Source organism: Streptomyces sp. CRCS-T-1, assembly GCF_024442335.1.
Lineage (GTDB): Bacteria > Actinomycetota > Actinomycetes > Streptomycetales > Streptomycetaceae > Streptomyces > Streptomyces koelreuteriae.
In genome coordinates this window covers 3,074,377-3,089,648 of sequence record NZ_CP101651.1, presented here as the reverse complement: position 1 = coordinate 3,089,648, position 15,272 = coordinate 3,074,377, and the positions used below count along the sequence as shown (strand labels likewise).

The 15,272-nt window shown below is 72.7% G+C and carries 13 protein-coding genes; 11 read left to right on the top strand and 2 right to left on the bottom strand.

The window, feature by feature from the left end:
- The first annotated feature begins 46 nt into the window (after positions 1-46).
- The 3 genes from NNW99_RS13630 (at position 47) to sucD (ending at position 3,930) form a co-directional block, all read left to right on the top strand.
- Positions 47-1,330: a hypothetical protein gene (locus NNW99_RS13630; protein ID WP_215119283.1), complete on the top strand. Its 1,284-nt coding sequence runs from the start codon at positions 47-49 to the stop codon at positions 1,328-1,330.
- A gap of 515 nt (positions 1,331-1,845) precedes the next feature.
- Positions 1,846-3,024, top strand: coding sequence for an ADP-forming succinate--CoA ligase subunit beta (sucC, locus tag NNW99_RS13625; protein WP_215119282.1), 1,179 nt, complete (start codon positions 1,846-1,848; stop codon positions 3,022-3,024).
- A gap of 21 nt (positions 3,025-3,045) precedes the next feature.
- Entirely contained in the window at positions 3,046-3,930 is an 885-nt protein-coding gene (sucD, locus tag NNW99_RS13620) for a succinate--CoA ligase subunit alpha (protein ID WP_215119281.1), read from the top strand.
- A 149-nt stretch (positions 3,931-4,079) separates the two neighbouring features.
- On the opposite strand, the gene NNW99_RS13615 is transcribed toward sucD, so the two are convergent.
- A complete protein-coding gene (locus tag NNW99_RS13615; protein WP_215119280.1) occupies positions 4,080-5,333 on the bottom strand; it encodes a helix-turn-helix domain-containing protein in 1,254 nt (417 codons plus the stop codon).
- A gap of 96 nt (positions 5,334-5,429) precedes the next feature.
- On the opposite strand from NNW99_RS13615, the gene NNW99_RS13610 reads away from it, so the two are divergent.
- The gene (locus NNW99_RS13610; RefSeq protein ID WP_215119279.1) at positions 5,430-7,169 is read left to right on the top strand and encodes a DUF6350 family protein; all 1,740 of its coding nucleotides are present in this window, start codon (positions 5,430-5,432) and stop codon (positions 7,167-7,169) included.
- Between the two features lie 32 nt (positions 7,170-7,201).
- Here NNW99_RS13610 and NNW99_RS13605 read toward each other — a convergent pair whose 3' ends face one another.
- Positions 7,202-7,984 (bottom strand): hypothetical protein, encoded by a 783-nt coding sequence (locus NNW99_RS13605; RefSeq protein ID WP_215119277.1) that lies wholly within the window; start codon positions 7,982-7,984, stop codon positions 7,202-7,204.
- Positions 7,985-8,318: 334 nt separating this feature from the next.
- Between NNW99_RS13605 and purN the strand changes: the two genes are divergently transcribed.
- From purN to NNW99_RS13570, 7 genes are all read left to right on the top strand, one after another.
- The gene (purN, locus tag NNW99_RS13600) at positions 8,319-8,957 is read left to right on the top strand and encodes a phosphoribosylglycinamide formyltransferase (RefSeq protein WP_184591279.1); all 639 of its coding nucleotides are present in this window, start codon (positions 8,319-8,321) and stop codon (positions 8,955-8,957) included.
- Positions 8,954-10,519, top strand: a complete 1,566-nt coding sequence (purH, locus tag NNW99_RS13595) for a bifunctional phosphoribosylaminoimidazolecarboxamide formyltransferase/IMP cyclohydrolase (protein ID WP_215119276.1) — start codon at positions 8,954-8,956, stop codon at positions 10,517-10,519. Before purN ends, purH begins: the two co-directional genes overlap by 4 nt.
- A 229-nt stretch (positions 10,520-10,748) precedes the next feature.
- Positions 10,749-11,408 (top strand): ScbR family autoregulator-binding transcription factor, encoded by a 660-nt coding sequence (locus NNW99_RS13590; protein WP_215119275.1) that lies wholly within the window; start codon positions 10,749-10,751, stop codon positions 11,406-11,408.
- Between the two features lie 211 nt (positions 11,409-11,619).
- On the top strand, positions 11,620-12,522 hold the full coding sequence (locus tag NNW99_RS13585) for a helix-turn-helix transcriptional regulator (protein WP_215119273.1): 903 nt from the start codon (positions 11,620-11,622) through the stop codon (positions 12,520-12,522).
- Positions 12,519-13,340, top strand: a complete 822-nt coding sequence (locus NNW99_RS13580) for an MBL fold metallo-hydrolase (protein WP_215119272.1) — start codon at positions 12,519-12,521, stop codon at positions 13,338-13,340. The genes NNW99_RS13585 and NNW99_RS13580 overlap by 4 nt, the downstream gene beginning before the upstream one ends.
- Positions 13,341-13,568: 228 nt before the next feature.
- Positions 13,569-14,090, top strand: a complete 522-nt coding sequence (locus NNW99_RS13575) for a flavin reductase family protein (RefSeq protein WP_215119270.1) — start codon at positions 13,569-13,571, stop codon at positions 14,088-14,090.
- A 32-nt stretch (positions 14,091-14,122) separates the two neighbouring features.
- Positions 14,123-15,241 (top strand): Gfo/Idh/MocA family protein, encoded by a 1,119-nt coding sequence (locus NNW99_RS13570; protein ID WP_215124265.1) that lies wholly within the window; start codon positions 14,123-14,125, stop codon positions 15,239-15,241.
- The last annotated feature ends 31 nt before the right edge of the window (positions 15,242-15,272 follow it).

Below are 15,272 nucleotides of genomic sequence, written 5' to 3'. Positions count from 1 at the left end.
GATGCGTTCCGCACTTGTTCCGTCGCACGGGAGGAAGCTCCCCCTCTTGACCTCGTCAGCAGCCCTGTCCGATGCCGCTGTGCGCATGCTGCGCACGGCGGCCGGGCGGCGTGCGCTCCAAGTGGCGCTGCTGGTGGGCGGGGTGCTCGTCCTCGGGTTCCTGTGCGGTGAGCGGGCGTATGCGGCGGACGGTGTGCGGGCGTCGGCGGGCAGTGCGGTCGGGCGGTTGGTGAGTGGGCAGGAGAGCGAACCTCTCGGATCCGGGGCTGGGGGTGCTCAGCTCGTCCGGGCCGTGGGGGAGCGGGCCGTCGGAGTGGCCGGTGACGCGAGGGCGTCGGGCGGCGGGGAGCTGGTGAAGGCACCGGCGAAGCTGCCGACGCCGCCGAAGGCTCCCTCGGGGCCGGGTCGGCCGGACCGGCCGTCCTCGCCGGGCCTGTCGGGTGCGCCGGATCGGCCGGACCAGCCAGACGTGCCGAACCAGTCAGACCTGTCGGACGCGCCGCCCCTGCCAGACCTGTCGGACGCGCCGCCCCTGCCGGACCTGCCGGATTCGTCGGCCCTGGCCGTACCTCCGAAGGTGCCGGCACTCCTCGTACCCCCGAAGGCGCCGACGCTCCCCGCCGCTCCGAAGGCGCCGAGGCTCCCAACCGCGCCGAAGACGCCGACGCTCCCCGTCCCGCCGACGGCACCGTCCGTCCCCGCCCTGCCTGCCCTGCCGACCCTGCCTGACGCACCGCCCCTGCCGGACCTGCCCGGCCTTCCAGACCTGCCCAGCCTGCCCGGCCCGCCCGCTCCGCCCAATGGCGACATCGCGCTCCCGGGGATGCCCGCTGAGCCCGGCCTCCCCGGCTACCCGGCGCCCCCGAGCCACCCCCTGCCTGCGCCCCTCCCCACCCCCGCGCTCGCCACGGTCGATCCGCAGCCGGCCGATGCCCCTGCGTCGCGGGGTGCCTCCCCGAGCCCGACCCGGGACGCGACCCCCGAGGCGCACGGCGTGGACGGCGAGCAGTACGGAGCCCCGTACGCCCCCCGCGCAGCCCGCGATCACACGGCTCACGACCCCGCGCATCACGTCAGACGCGCAGCCCGCACCGGCCCCTCCGCGAGTGCCGGAGGCGTCGTGCCGGTCGGGCATGTGCCCGGAGGTCGTCCGGACGGCACGCTCTGCAACCGTTCCATGGCCGACAACGGCACCCCGCGTCACGGCGACACGCATGCCGTCACGCCGAGCGGCCGGGCTCCGCTGGGCCTCGTGCGCGGTGTCGCTGCCCGTGCCTGCGTGGCGGACACCCGGGACGGTCACCGGGACATCCCGGTCTTCCCCGGCTAGCCGAGTCAGGCCGGCGCTCCTCCGTCGCGCGCTCTCGAGCTCCGTTCTCGAGATCTCAAGCTCTCAAGTTCTCAAGACTCCGCGAGCCCTCACGCCCGGACGGTCGAAAGCCGTCGGCGGTCCGAGGCCGAAACCTCGTGGATGAGGTCGGCGGTCCCCATTGGGGTGGGGGCCGACCGACCCGCCCCCCGGAGAGCAGGCCCTGAACTGGGCCTTCGGGCTTCTTCGGGGGTGCTCGGCGGGCCTCACCGGGTTTACCCCGGCCCGGTGAGGCCCCTCACTCCAGGCACGCTGTGCCAGAGAGCGCGGCATCATGTGACAGGTATCACCGCTCAGGTGTGACCCTCGATTTAGGGGCCTCCTGCAAGCAGCGATAACCTGCGAGACGGACATGCCGCGCGCTCGGACACCGTGTGCGCCTCCCTTGTGACTGACAGACGGCGGACGTCACGTTGCCCTCGCGGCACGCCCACGCAGACAACGAACCGCGAGATCACTGATAGGGACGGAAGCGCGTGGACCTGTTCGAGTACCAGGCGAGGGACCTCTTCGCCAAGCACGATGTACCGGTGCTGGCCGGTGAAGTCATCGACACGCCTGAGGCGGCCCGCGCAGCCACCGAGCGCCTCGGTGGCAAGTCCGTCGTCAAGGCCCAGGTGAAGGTCGGCGGCCGTGGCAAGGCCGGCGGCGTCAAGCTGGCGGCGACCACCGACGAGGCGGTCGAGCACGCGAGCAACATCCTCGGCATGGACATCAAGGGCCACACGGTCCACAAGGTGATGATCGCCGAGACGGCTCCGGAGATCCTGGAGGAGTACTACGTCTCCTTCCTCCTGGACCGTGCCAACCGCACCTTCCTCTCCATCGCGTCCGTCGAGGGCGGCATGGAGATCGAGGAGGTGGCGGAGACCCGCCCCGAGGCCGTCGCCAAGACGCCGATCGACGCCAACGTGGGTGTGACCCCCGAGGTCGCGCGCCAGATCGTCGAGGCCGCGAACTTCCCGGCCGAGGTCGCCGACAAGGTCGCGAACATCCTCGTCACCCTGTGGAAGACCTTCGTCGAGGAGGACGCCCTCCTGGTCGAGGTCAACCCGCTGGCCAAGGTCGCCTCCGGTGACGTCATCGCCCTGGACGGCAAGGTCTCCCTCGACGAGAACGCCGAGTTCCGTCAGCCGGAGCACGAGGCCCTCCAGGACAAGGACGCGGCCAACCCGCTCGAGGCCGCCGCCAAGGAGAAGAACCTCAACTACGTCAAGCTCGACGGTGAGGTCGGCATCATCGGCAACGGCGCGGGTCTCGTCATGAGCACCCTGGACGTCGTCGCGTACGCCGGTGAGGCCCACGGCGGCGTCAAGCCCGCCAACTTCCTCGACATCGGCGGTGGCGCCTCCGCCGCCGTCATGGCGAACGGCCTGGAGATCATCCTCGGCGACCCGGACGTCAAGTCCGTCTTCGTCAACGTCTTCGGTGGCATCACCGCCTGCGACGAGGTCGCCAACGGCATCGTCCAGGCGCTGCAGCTCCTCAAGGACAAGGGCGAGGACGTCACCAAGCCCTTGGTCGTCCGTCTGGACGGCAACAACGCGGAGCTGGGCCGCAAGATCCTCTCCGATGCCAACCACCCGCTGGTGCAGCGCGTGGACACCATGGACGGAGCGGCCGACAAGGCCGCCGAGCTCGCGGCTGCGAAGTAAGGGACGAGGGACTAAACAGCCATGGCTATCTTCCTCAACAAGGACAGCAAGGTCATCGTCCAGGGCATGACCGGTGCCACGGGCATGAAGCACACCAAGCTCATGCTGGCCGACGGCACGAACATCGTCGGTGGCGTGAACCCCCGCAAGGCGGGCACGTCCGTCGACATCGACGGCAACGACATCCCGGTCTTCGGCTCGGTCGCCGAGGCGATGGAGAAGACGGGCGCCAACGTATCCGTCCTCTTCGTGCCGCCGGCCTTCGCCAAGGCCGCCGTCGTCGAGGCCATCGACGCCGAGATCCCGCTCGCGGTCGTCATCACCGAGGGCATCGCCGTCCACGACTCGGCCGCGTTCTACGCCTACGCCGTGTCGCAGGGCAACAAGACCCGCATCATCGGCCCGAACTGCCCCGGTCTCATCACCCCGGGCCAGTCGAACGCCGGCATCATCCCGGGCGACATCACGAAGCCGGGCCGCATCGGCCTGGTCTCGAAGTCCGGCACGCTGACGTACCAGATGATGTACGAGCTGCGCGACATCGGCTTCTCGTCCGCCGTCGGCATCGGTGGCGACCCGGTCATCGGCACGACGCACATCGACGCGCTCGCCGCGTTCGAGGCCGACCCCGACACCGACCTGATCGTGATGATCGGTGAGATCGGCGGCGACGCCGAGGAGCGGGCCGCGGCCTTCATCAAGGAGAACGTGAAGAAGCCGGTCGTCGGCTACGTCGCGGGCTTCACCGCGCCCGAGGGCAAGACCATGGGCCACGCCGGCGCCATCGTCTCCGGCTCCTCCGGCACGGCCGCCGCGAAGAAGGAGGCCCTCGAGGCCGCCGGCGTCAAGGTCGGCAAGACGCCGACCGAGACCGCGAAGCTGGCCCGCGCCATCCTCGCCGGCTGAGCATCGCCTCACGGCTCACAGGTGGGCCCGCTCCCCGCAGAGGGGGGCGGGCCCACCGCCGTTTCACGAAAGCCACGAAGCCACGAAGCCACGAAGCCACGAAGCCACGAAGCCGCGAAGCCGCAAAGCCGAAGCCACGAAGGCCGACGTCACCGCGGCTGCGGCATCAGCCGGTCCGGCCCCTTCTGCTGCTCCTTGCGCAGCTTGGACCGCAGGTCCCGCTCCGACTCCGACAGCGGTCCGGGTGCGACCGGCGGTGGCACGCCCTGGACGGTCGCGCCCGGCGGCACGGGCGGCTCGTAGCGCGTCGGGGCCGTGCGCACGGTGAGCACCGTGGTCCCGATCAGCAGGGCCGTGAAGGCGATGGCGGCCCGGGTCCAGAGGCGGGCCCGGCGTTCCCCGGCCTGCCGCACCACCACCGGTTTGGCGGCCCGCAGCCGTTCCGTGGAGGCGAGTTCGACCAGCCGCCAGTGCAGGACCTCCGGGTCCGCCAGCTCCGGCAGCCGCTCGGCGACCGCCTCGCGCGCGTGCGCCAGCCGGTTCACGGCGCCGCGGGTGCTCGCCTCCGTCTCCGCCGCCGTCTCCGGCAGGCCGAGACCGACGCCGTCGTACAGCAGCAGCGTGCGGCGGTACGAGGGCGGAAGCCCCAGCAGGGTGTCCATCAGGGCGCGGTCGAACGCGTCGGGCGGCGGCGGCTCCGGGTGCCGGTAGCGGGGCCGGAGCCGATGCCACGGGGAGAGCGCGCACTCGTACGCCACCGCCCGCACCCAGCCCGCCGGATCCCGGTCGCGGGCCACCTCGGGCCAGCGCTGCCAGGCGATCTGGAACGCCCGCTCGACGGACTCCCGGGCCAGCTCACGGCGCCCGGTCAGCAGATAGGTCTGCCGAACCAGCGCGGGGGCGCAGAAGGCGTACAGCGCGTCGAAGGCCTGTTCGGGGGCGAGCGCGGAGGTCGCGTCGTCCGGCCGGTGCGGGGCCTTCGTACGGTCGGGGGTCCGGCCGCGGTCGCCGAGGGTGACACGGGCGGCGGTACGGCCGCGCTCGGGGACGTGGGAGCGGCCCCGGTCGGAGACATGCCCCCTGTCCCGGTCTCGCTCCCGGTCTCTGGCGGGCGGGCGGCTCCTGGCGCCCCTGCCCGGGGCGGAGGGCCTGCCCCGGTCGGTCGGGCCGGTGCTCCGGTGAGGCTCCGTCACCTCCCGTGCCTCGCCCAGTGAGTTCAGCAGCCTCGCGTACTTCTCCCCCTTCCGGCCGCGTGGCGTGGCGCGGCCGGTCTCCCATCCGCGCACCGTCTCGCTGGTGACGCCCACCCGGGAAGCCAGCTGAGCCCGCGTCAGCGAGGCGGCCTCGCGCAGGCGTCGGCGTTCCTTGGGCGGGGGGAGGGGGAGGGCAGGGCTCTGTGTCACAGGGCGCCCCTCCATACGGAAAAGTACATAAACGTATATTGAGCGACACAACGGTGGTTCGCCTGTTACGCCGGTAAAGCGCGTGTCGTTGGGAGCATGGCGGGCGTGATCAAGATGACCGCAGCCGCTCGCCGCCGTCTGTCGGCGCCCCTGCTCGCCCGGGTGCGCGACCGTTCCCCCGGACTGGGCGACGCCCTCGTGAGTGGTGCGGTGGCGGCGGGCCTGGGGCTCGCGTGGTGCGCCGTGCTGGTGATGCTGCTGTGGATCACCTCGCCGTACCCCGACAGCGGGCCCAGCGGCGTGCTGCACGTCACCGCCGCGCTGTGGCTGCTGGCCCATGGAGCCGAGCTGATCCGCGTCGACACGCTGTCCGGAGTCCCCGCCCCTGTGGGCCTCCCGCCGCTGCTGCTGCTCGCGCTGCCCGTGTGGCTGCTGCTCCGGGCGGCACGCGACGCCACGGACGGCGGGGCGGGGGACGGGGACGACGGCGCCGGTGGCTTCAAGGCCATCGCGACCGTCGAGGACCTCGAGGACGGCGAGGGCCTCCGGGAGGGCGGGCGCGAGGAGGCCGTCGAGGGTGCGGGACCGCCGCTGGTCGACGCCCGTACGGCGTGGACGGGCGTCGTCCTCGGGTATCTGGCCGTTGCCCTCGCCGCCGCGCTGTTCGCCTCCGGTGGCGTGCTGCGGCCGTCCTGGCTGTGGACGGGGGTGTATGTGCCGCTGGTCGCCGCCGTGGTGGCGGGGCTGGGCGTGTGGTCGGCGTACGGCCGTCCGGGCGGGCCCCTGCGACGGCTGCTGCGGGTCCTGCCGAAGGGCCTGCGGCCGCTGCTCCACGGCCCGGACGGGCGCCCGGGGGTCGCCGCCCGGGCCGCGGCGGCCGGAGTGGCGGTGCTGCTCGGGGGCGGTGCGCTGCTGGTGGCGGTGTCGCTGGTGGCGCACGGTACGGAGGCCCAGGCGTCGCTGCTGCGGCTGACCGAGGGGTGGTCGGGGCGGTGCGCGGTGCTGCTGCTGTGTGTGGCCCTGATGCCGAACGCGGCGGTGTGGGGTGCCGCGTACGCCCTCGGTCCCGGCTTCGCTCTCGGCGCCGGGCATGTCGTCGGCCCGTTGTCCTCCGCGCCTCCGCCGTTCCTGCCGACGTTTCCGCTGCTGGCGGCGGTGCCGGAGGCCGGGCAGGGGGCGTGGGCGCACTGGGCGGCCGGGGTCGTGCCGGTGGTCGCCGGGGTGGTGATGGGCCGGACCGTGGCGAAGGGGGCGGCCCCCGGGGAGCGCGGCGGCACGAAGCCGGGCGCCGGACGGGACGTCGCCTGGTCGCCGTGGCGCGGTGCTGCCGCCGCGGCCCTGGCGGCACTGCTGTGCGCGGCCGTACTGGCGGGCCTCGCCGCCTTGGCGGGCGGCCCCCTCGGAGTCGCCGTACTGGCCCGTTTCGGTCCGGAGTGGTGGCAGGTGGGCGCGGCGACCCTGTCCTGGCTGACGCTCGTCGCCGTCCCGACGGCGGTGGGCGTGGGACTGTGGCGCCGCCGCTCACCCCGGACGGAGGACCCGGTGATCGGCAGACAGCGCGAGCAGGCGTCCAAGGGCGCCGGTAGTGCCAAGGGAGCCGGCAAAGCCAAGAGCACCGGAACCGCCGGGGGAGCCGGAGCCGCCCGGGCCGACAAGAACCCCGAGGGCACCCTGCCGGACAAGACGGGAACCACGGCATCGCGCACCCCGGACGTGCCCTACGACCTCTACGAGTACGACGCGCTCTACGGACCGCAGGACCAGGACGACGACACGGGATACCACCCCTACGACTTCCTGCCGACCGACCCCGCCCCCGGCCCCGACCGCGCCTGAAGCCGGCCGCGCCTGAAGCAGGCCGGGTCGGATCAGCCCTTCGTCCCCAGCAGGCCCCGCAGCTCCTCCGGCAGGAGCTTCGCGCAGGACTGTTCGGCCTTGTTGGTGAGGGCGTCGTTGGTGCAGGTGTAGTAGTCGCGGTAGACCAGCTGCGCCGTGAAGGACGCGGCGACCAGGGCGATCGCCAGGGACGCCGTGACCAGGCCGCTGACCGCGGCGGTCGTCTGGGGGCGGCCCGGCTGCTGCTCGGGGGCCGGGGAGTCCGGGTCGGGCCTGCGGGGCTTGGCGCGCAGCGCGCTGATGCCCCAGTAGAGGGAGAGCGCGCCCAGCAGCAGCGCCACGTACGGCCAGCTGAACAGGGCGAAGAAGAAGGCCCACATGCCCGACAGCAGGGCATAGCGCGCACGGCGCTGGGAGGGATCCGTCGGGTCCCAGCGCGGGTTCGGACCGCCCTGCGGGCCGCCGCCCTGGCCCTCGGGGCCGCCGCGGGGGCGGTCGCCGAAGCCGTCGGGGGAGCGGCCGGGCTGCCGGTCGCTCCACTGGCTGCCCCATGGCGCACGGTCGCCCCCGCCGCCGTCCTGGGAGTCGTCGCCCGACGGCCGGCGCGGCTGCCAGGGCCGGTCCGGGGTGCCCTCGGGCGGCGGGGCGAAGGGGTTGTCCTCCTGGGAGCCGCGCTCCCGCCCGTCCCCGCCGGAGCCGTCCGACGGCGCGTCGGGCGGTGAGCCGGGGCGCTCCCGCAGCAGCACGGCGCCGCGCTCCCCTCCCTGTGCCGACGGCGGGGGGAACGTGAGGAGTCGCAGGCTGCGGTCCGGCATCAAGTGAGCGTCTTCCCGTTGGTGAGTGGGGCGGTGTGGAGGAGTGCGGGGATCTGGACTGGACGGACAGAGGTCGGTGCGGCGTCGGGACCGGCTCCGTCACCCTCCTGAACGCACCACGCCCGGACGGCGTTCCCGAACCGGCTCCGCCCAGACGCTACCTTCCGGCCACGCCCCCGTCCCGTGGGGGCCGTCCGGTGTGCCGGTATCGTTGCTGACGGTCGGCCGGTTCGTAGGCTTCCCCGTATCCGGGAGCCCGAAGCATTCGTATGAATGTACAAACGCCACGGTCCGGCCGCCTGGACAGACGCTTCCTTCGAGAAAGGCCCCCACCGTGGCCGCCAAGCCCGTGGCCCCGCGCGCCAAGCGCCTCGTCGTGCTGGTCTCCGGATCCGGCACCAATCTGCAGGCGCTCCTCGACGAGATCGCCGCCACCGGCGCGCAGGCCTACGGGGCCGAGATCGTGGCCGTCGGCGCCGACCGCGAGGGCATCGAGGGGCTGGCGCGCGCCGAGCGCGCCGGGCTGCCGACCTTCGTCCGCAAGGTCAAGGACCACGGGAGCCGCGAGGAGTGGGACACCGCCCTCGCCGAGGCCGTCGCCGCCTTCGAGCCCGACCTCGTCGTCTCCGCCGGCTTCATGAAGATCGTCGGCAAGGAGTTCCTCGCGCGGTTCGGCGGGCGGTTCGTCAACACGCACCCCGCCCTGCTGCCCAGTTTCCCGGGAGCCCACGGTGTGCGGGACGCGCTCGCGTACGGCGCCAAGGTCACCGGCTGCACCGTCCACTTCGTCGACGACGGCGTCGACACCGGGCCGATCATCGCGCAGGGCGTGGTGGAGATCCGGGACGAGGACGACGAGAGCGCTCTGCACGAGCGCATCAAGGACGTCGAGCGAAGGCTGCTCGTCGAGGTCGTGGGGCGGCTCGCCCGCAACGGCCATCGCATTGAGGGACGAAAGGTAGTTATCCAGTGACCGCCGAGAGCAACAAGCGGCCCCTTCGCCGGGCGCTCGTCAGCGTCTACGACAAGACCGGGCTCGAGGAGCTCGCGCGCGGGCTCCACGAGGCCGGGGTCGAGCTCGTCTCCACCGGCTCCACGGCCGCGAAGATCGCCGCTGCCGGCGTCCCCGTCACCAAGGTCGAGGAGCTGACCGGCTTCCCCGAATGCCTGGACGGCCGCGTCAAGACCCTGCACCCGCGCGTGCACGCGGGCATCCTCGCCGACCTGCGCCTGGAGGACCACCGGCGGCAGCTCGCCGAGCTGGGCGTCGAGCCGTTCGACCTGGTCGTCGTCAACCTCTACCCGTTCCGCGAGACCGTCGCCTCGGGTGCCTCGCCCGACGAGTGCGTCGAGCAGATCGACATCGGCGGTCCCTCCATGGTCCGCGCCGCCGCCAAGAACCACCCCTCCGTCGCGGTCGTCACCAGCCCGGACCGCTACGCCGACGTGCTCAAGGCCGTCCAGGGCGGCGGCTTCGACCTCGCCACCCGCAAGCGGCTCGCCGCCGAGGCCTTCCAGCACACGGCCGCCTACGACGTCGCCGTCGCCTCCTGGTTCGCCTCCTCCTACGCGCCCGTCGACGAGTCGCGGTTCCCCGACTTCCTCGGCGCCACCTGGGAGCGCGAGCACACCCTGCGCTACGGCGAGAACCCGCACCAGCCGGCCGCGCTCTACGTCTCCCCGGAGGGCGGCGGCCTCGCCCAGGCCGAGCAGCTGCACGGCAAGGAGATGTCGTACAACAACTACACGGACACGGACGCCGCCCGCCGTGCCGCGTACGACCACGCCGAGCCGTGCGTCGCGATCATCAAGCACGCCAACCCCTGCGGGATCGCGGTCGGCGCGGACGTCGCCGAGGCGCACCGCAAGGCGCACGCCTGCGACCCGCTGTCGGCGTTCGGCGGCGTGATCGCGGTCAACCGCCCGGTCAGCAAGGAGCTGGCCGAGCAGGTCGCCGAGATCTTCACCGAGGTCATCGTCGCGCCGGACTACGAGGACGGCGCCCTGGAGGCCCTCACCAAGAAGAAGAACATCCGCGTGCTGCGCTGCCCCGACGGCCCCGCCGCGCCCGTCGAGGTCAAGCCGATCGACGGCGGCGCGCTGCTCCAGGTGACCGACCGGCTCCAGGCCGACGGCGACGACCCGGCCGGCTGGACGCTGGCGACCGGCGAGGCGCTGAGCGCCGACGAGCTGGCCGAGCTGTCCTTCGCCTGGAAGGCCTGCCGCGCGGTGAAGTCCAACGCGATCCTGCTCGCCAAGGACGGCGCCTCCGTCGGTGTCGGCATGGGGCAGGTCAACCGCGTGGACTCCGCGAAGCTGGCGGTCGAGCGGGCCGGCGCCGAGCGCGCTCAGGGTGCGTACGCCGCCTCCGACGCGTTCTTCCCCTTCCCGGACGGCCTGGAGATCCTCACCGAGGCCGGAGTGAAGGCCGTGGTCCAGCCCGGCGGTTCCGTCCGTGACGAACAGGTCGTCGAGGCCGCGCGCAAGGCGGGCGTCACGATGTACTTCACGGGGACGCGGCACTTCTTCCACTGACAGCGGACGGTTCGGCACGGTGGTCGGACCCCACGAGCGGCGCCACGCGGAAACGCGTGGCGCCGCTCCTGTTTCCGGCTCCTGTTTCCGGCTCCTGTTTCCGGCCCTTGTTTTCCGGGCGCGCGCCCCACTTATCGGATCCCGGGACTCCGGGTAACATACAGACTTATCTGTTTTCCGGTGCTCGCCGTCCGGTTTACCCGCCCTCTTCGCCTCGGAGATCCCGTACATGCCACGTCAGGAACGCGCCCTGCGCACCCGCGCACTGCTGCTCCGGTCCGCCGCCGAATGCATCAAGGAGCACGGCTACGACGGCTCCAGCACCACGGACGTGCTGCGGCGGGCGGGTGTGACCCGGGGGGCCCTCTACTTCCACTTCCCTTCCAAGGAAGCGCTGGCCGATGCCATCGTCGAGTACCAGATGCCGCTGCTGCGGCCGCTTCCCGGGGACTCCTCCCTGCAGTCGGCCATCGACCTCACGCTGTCCTACGCGCGGATGCTGCAGAACGACGTGATCCTGCAGGCCGCCGTGCGGCTGGCCACCGAGGAGACCTCCTACCAGCCCGGCACCCGCCCCTACCTGTGGTCCCAGCAGAGCGTGGCCGACCTTCTGTGCCAGGCCCGCAACAAGGGCGAACTGCTGCCGCACACCGACCCCGACGAGATCGCCGTCCTGATCGTCGGGGCCTTCACCGGCATCCAGTTGCTGTCCCAGCTGTCCTGCGGGCGGACCGACCTGCTGTTCCGCGTCTGCGTGCTGTGGCGGGCCCTGCTGCCCGGGATCGCCGCCCCCGGGCTGCTGCTGCGCCTGCGGACCGACGAGAGGCGGGTGGAGGAGCTGGAGCAGGCCGAGGCGGTGCCCGCCCCGGCGCTGCACGACGTGGGGTGACGCGGGCTGACCGTGTGTGACGCTTCTCGCGTCCGTACGGTGTCAGCCAAAACATGTAGCGCCACCGAAATAAACAGGCGAGTATGTTTGTTTACGAGGGTGAGGCGGCACGGGGGAGCCGCGTGATCCTGGTACATCCGTATGTCCCCCTGCTCCGCCATGAACAGAAGGGGAACCGCAACCGATGGGAAACGCTGCTTCCGCCAGGCGCGTGGCACCTCCGCACCTCCTCGAACTCGGCCGGTTCCTGATGGCACGGCGGGCCGAGGTGTCACCGAACCAGGTAGGCCTCCCGGATGCCGGTAAACGCCGCACGCCCGGCCTGCGCCGGGAGGAGGTGGCGCTGCTCGCCGGCGTGGGCGTCTCCTGGTACACGTGGATCGAGCAGGGCCGCGCCGAGAACGTCTCGGGCGAGGTGCTCGACTCGATCGCCCGCGTGCTGCGCCTGAGTGAGAACCAACGGCTGTATCTGCGCCAGCTCGCCGGTGTGCAGGCCGTCCCGCTGCTGCCGGACGCCCCGCCGGAGGCCGAGGCCATGCGCCCGTTCGTCGAGAACTGGTGGCCCAACCCCGCGTACATCGCCGACCACGCCTGGAACGTCGTGGTCGCCAACGCCGCGGCGGAGTCGCTCCTGGGCATGGTCGACGAACATCCGGGCGACGCCCGCCTCGGGCGCCGGCGGCCGTACAACATCCTGCGGGAGTTCTTCACCAACGACCGCGCGCGGTCCGCCTATCCGCTGTGGGACAAGATCGCCCCGACCGTCGTGGCCCGCTTCCGCAGCCAGGCGGCGCTGCACATCGAGGACGCGGCGATCCCGGCGCTGGTGGCGGAACTGCGCGTCGCCAGCCCTCTGTTCGCGCAGCTCTGGGACCGGCACGAGGTGCTGGAGGACTCCTGCGGCCCCGAGGTGCTCACCCACCCCGCCGTCGGCGACCTGCACTTCACCCGCGCCACGCTCGACTTCACCCGCCGTATCGCCCTGCGGATGACGGTGTTCCTGCCCGCTCCGGGCACCGGCACGGAGGCGGCACTGCGCCGGATGTCCCATGTGACGCTGTCGCAGCGGATGAACAGCCTGAACCGTGACGACCTGGTGGGAGAGGCCCGATGAGCACCGCGGTGAACAGCCATGTGACCGAGCCGGTCCGTGTCGGGCTCGGCACCCACCGGCTGACCTATCTCCCCGACGGCTATGTGCAGTTGCATCCGAGGGCCTGGTTCCCGGACTCACCCGGCGCGTTCTGGGAGGGCCACCGCGGCCGCCTCGACGACGAGGGCTTCCTGCGGGCCTCGGTCGGTGCGCTGCTCGTCGAGTACGAGGACCGGGCCATGCTCTTCGACACCGGCTTCGGGCCCGCCCGCATCCCCGCCGACCACACCATCGCGCCCCTGGGGCGGATCGAGGGCGGAGGCCTGCCCGACGCGTTCGCCGCGGCGGGGATCGCCTGGGACGCGGTGGACACCGTGGCGTTCACGCACCTGCACGACGACCATGTGGGCTGGGCCGGTGACGAGCGGCTGCGCGGAGCCCGGTTCGTGGCCTCGGCCGCGGAATGGCGTGGTGCGCACCGCCGTCCGGCCGGGCAGCCGGTGGCCGTGCGGGACGGCCAGGAGGTCTTCCCCGGCGTCACGGCACTCGCCACCCCGGGACACACCCCGGGCCACCTCTCGTACGTGATCCGTGGCGAGCCGGACGGGCCCGCGGCCGTGGTGGTCGGCGACGTCCTGCACTCCGCCCTGCAACTGGCCGACCTCACCTGGCGTGCGGCCTCGGACCTCGATCCCGCGGAGGCGGTCCGCAGCCGCCGCAAGGTCGTGGCCGAACTCTCCCGTCCCGGCACGATCGGATTCGCCGGCCACTTCTCCGGCGCGGTGTTCGGACGGCTGTCGGCCTCCGACGACCGGCTGCGGTGGGATCCACTGGACTGACCCGCCCCCCCGCTAGCCCACCCGTCGGCCCCCGGTCCCACCAGGACCGGGGGCCGGACGTTTTTCCGGTCTGCGGCCCGCGTCCCTAGAGCTTCCGCCCCCACCGTGCTGTGCGCGACCCCCGTGGATATTCCCGGCCCGGGACAAGTGGCCAGTCCCTTCTGTTGGCGCGAGCAATATGTTGTCTGCGCACTGGCAGGTCACTCGGCCCCGGCTGAGCCTGAGGGCATGTCCTCAACGGTTGTTCCCCCGATGTCCCGCTCGGCACCGGTCGAACCGCGGCGCCTGCGTACCGTCGCCGGACGGTTCACCACCGGAGTGGTGGCCGTGACGGCACTGCGCGGCTGCGACGGCGCTCCCGTGGGGCTGGCCGTCAACTCGTTCACCTCGGTGTCCCTGGACCCTCCCCTCGTGCTGTTCTGCGTGGCCAGGACCAGCAGCAGCTGGCCGGACGTGCGTTCGGCGGACCGGTTCTGCGTGAACATCCTCGGCGAGGGCCAGCGCGACCTCAGCACCCGGTTCGCGACCAGCGGCACCGACAAGTTCGCCGAGGCCTTCTGGACGCCCTCACCGGGCGGGGCGCCCGTGCTCGACGGCTCGATCGGCTGGATCGAGTGCTCCGTCGAGGAGGAGATACCGGCCGGCGACCACGACGTGGTGATAGCCCGCGTCCACGACCTGGACACCCACCACGAGGACGCGCCGCTTCTGTTCTTCCGCGGCCTGTACGGGCGTTACGCCCAGCTCTGACCCTCTTTCCAGGAAAGGACGATGCATTCGTGATGCACACAGCGGCCCCGCTCGGAGTGGGGATCGTCGGACTCAGCGCGGACGGCGGGTGGGGCGGACGCGGTCATCTGCCCGCGCTGCAAGCCGTCGAGGGCTACGAACTGCGCGCGCTGACGGCGTCCACGCCCGACTCCGCGCGCAAGGCCGCCGCCGCGTTCGGACTGCCCGAGTCGGCCGCGGGCACCGACGCCGGCGAACTCGCGGCCCGGGACGACATCGACCTGGTGGTGGTCGCCGTCCGCGTGCCACGCCACCGGGAACTGATCATGCCCGTCCTGCGGGCCGGCAAGACGGTGCTCAGCGAGTGGCCCCTGGGCAACGGCTCGGCCGAGGCCGAGGAACTCGCCGAGCTCGCGGCCGAGTCGGGCGTGCGGACGGCCGTCGGCCTGCAAGCCCGGTCCGCCCCCGTGGTCCGCTACCTCCGGGACCTCGTCGCGGACGGATTCGTCGGCGAGGTGCTGTCCACCACGCTGGTGGGGTCCGGCGGCGGCTGGGGCCCGGTGGTGGCCGAGCGGACCGCCTACACGGCCGACCGCGCCAACGGGGCGACCCTGCTGACCGTTCCGTTCGGGCACACCCTGGACGCCCTGACCATGGTGCTGTCCGGGTTCGCGACCCTGACCGCCACCACGGCGACCAGGCGCCCCCGGGTGCGGATCGCCGAGACCGGTGCCGAACTGCCGATGACCGCCGAGGACCAGATCGCCGTGACCGGGCGCCTGGAGAGCGGGGCGGTCGCCTCCCTGCACTACCGGGGCGGCTCCTCGCGCGGCACCAATCTGCTCTGGGAGATCAACGGCACCGAGGGCGACCTGGTGCTGACCGGTGACTCGGGCCATCTGCAGTTCGGCCAGGTGGAACTGCGCGGTGCCCGGGGCGACCAGCGGGACCTGCGGCCGCTGCCCGTACCCGAGAACTATCTGCTGCCGGACGGCCTCGACCGGCTCGCGGCGCTCGAAGGGCCGGCCGGAGTGGTCGCCCACGCCTACCACCAGTTGCGCGCCGACCTGCGCGACGGCACCTCCGTGGTGCCGGACTTCGCCCACGCCGCCGCCCACCACCGGCTGCTGGACCGCATCACCCGCGCGGCGGAGACCGGCAGCCCGCAATAACCCCCGGCCGTACAGGCCGCCCCCCGACCCG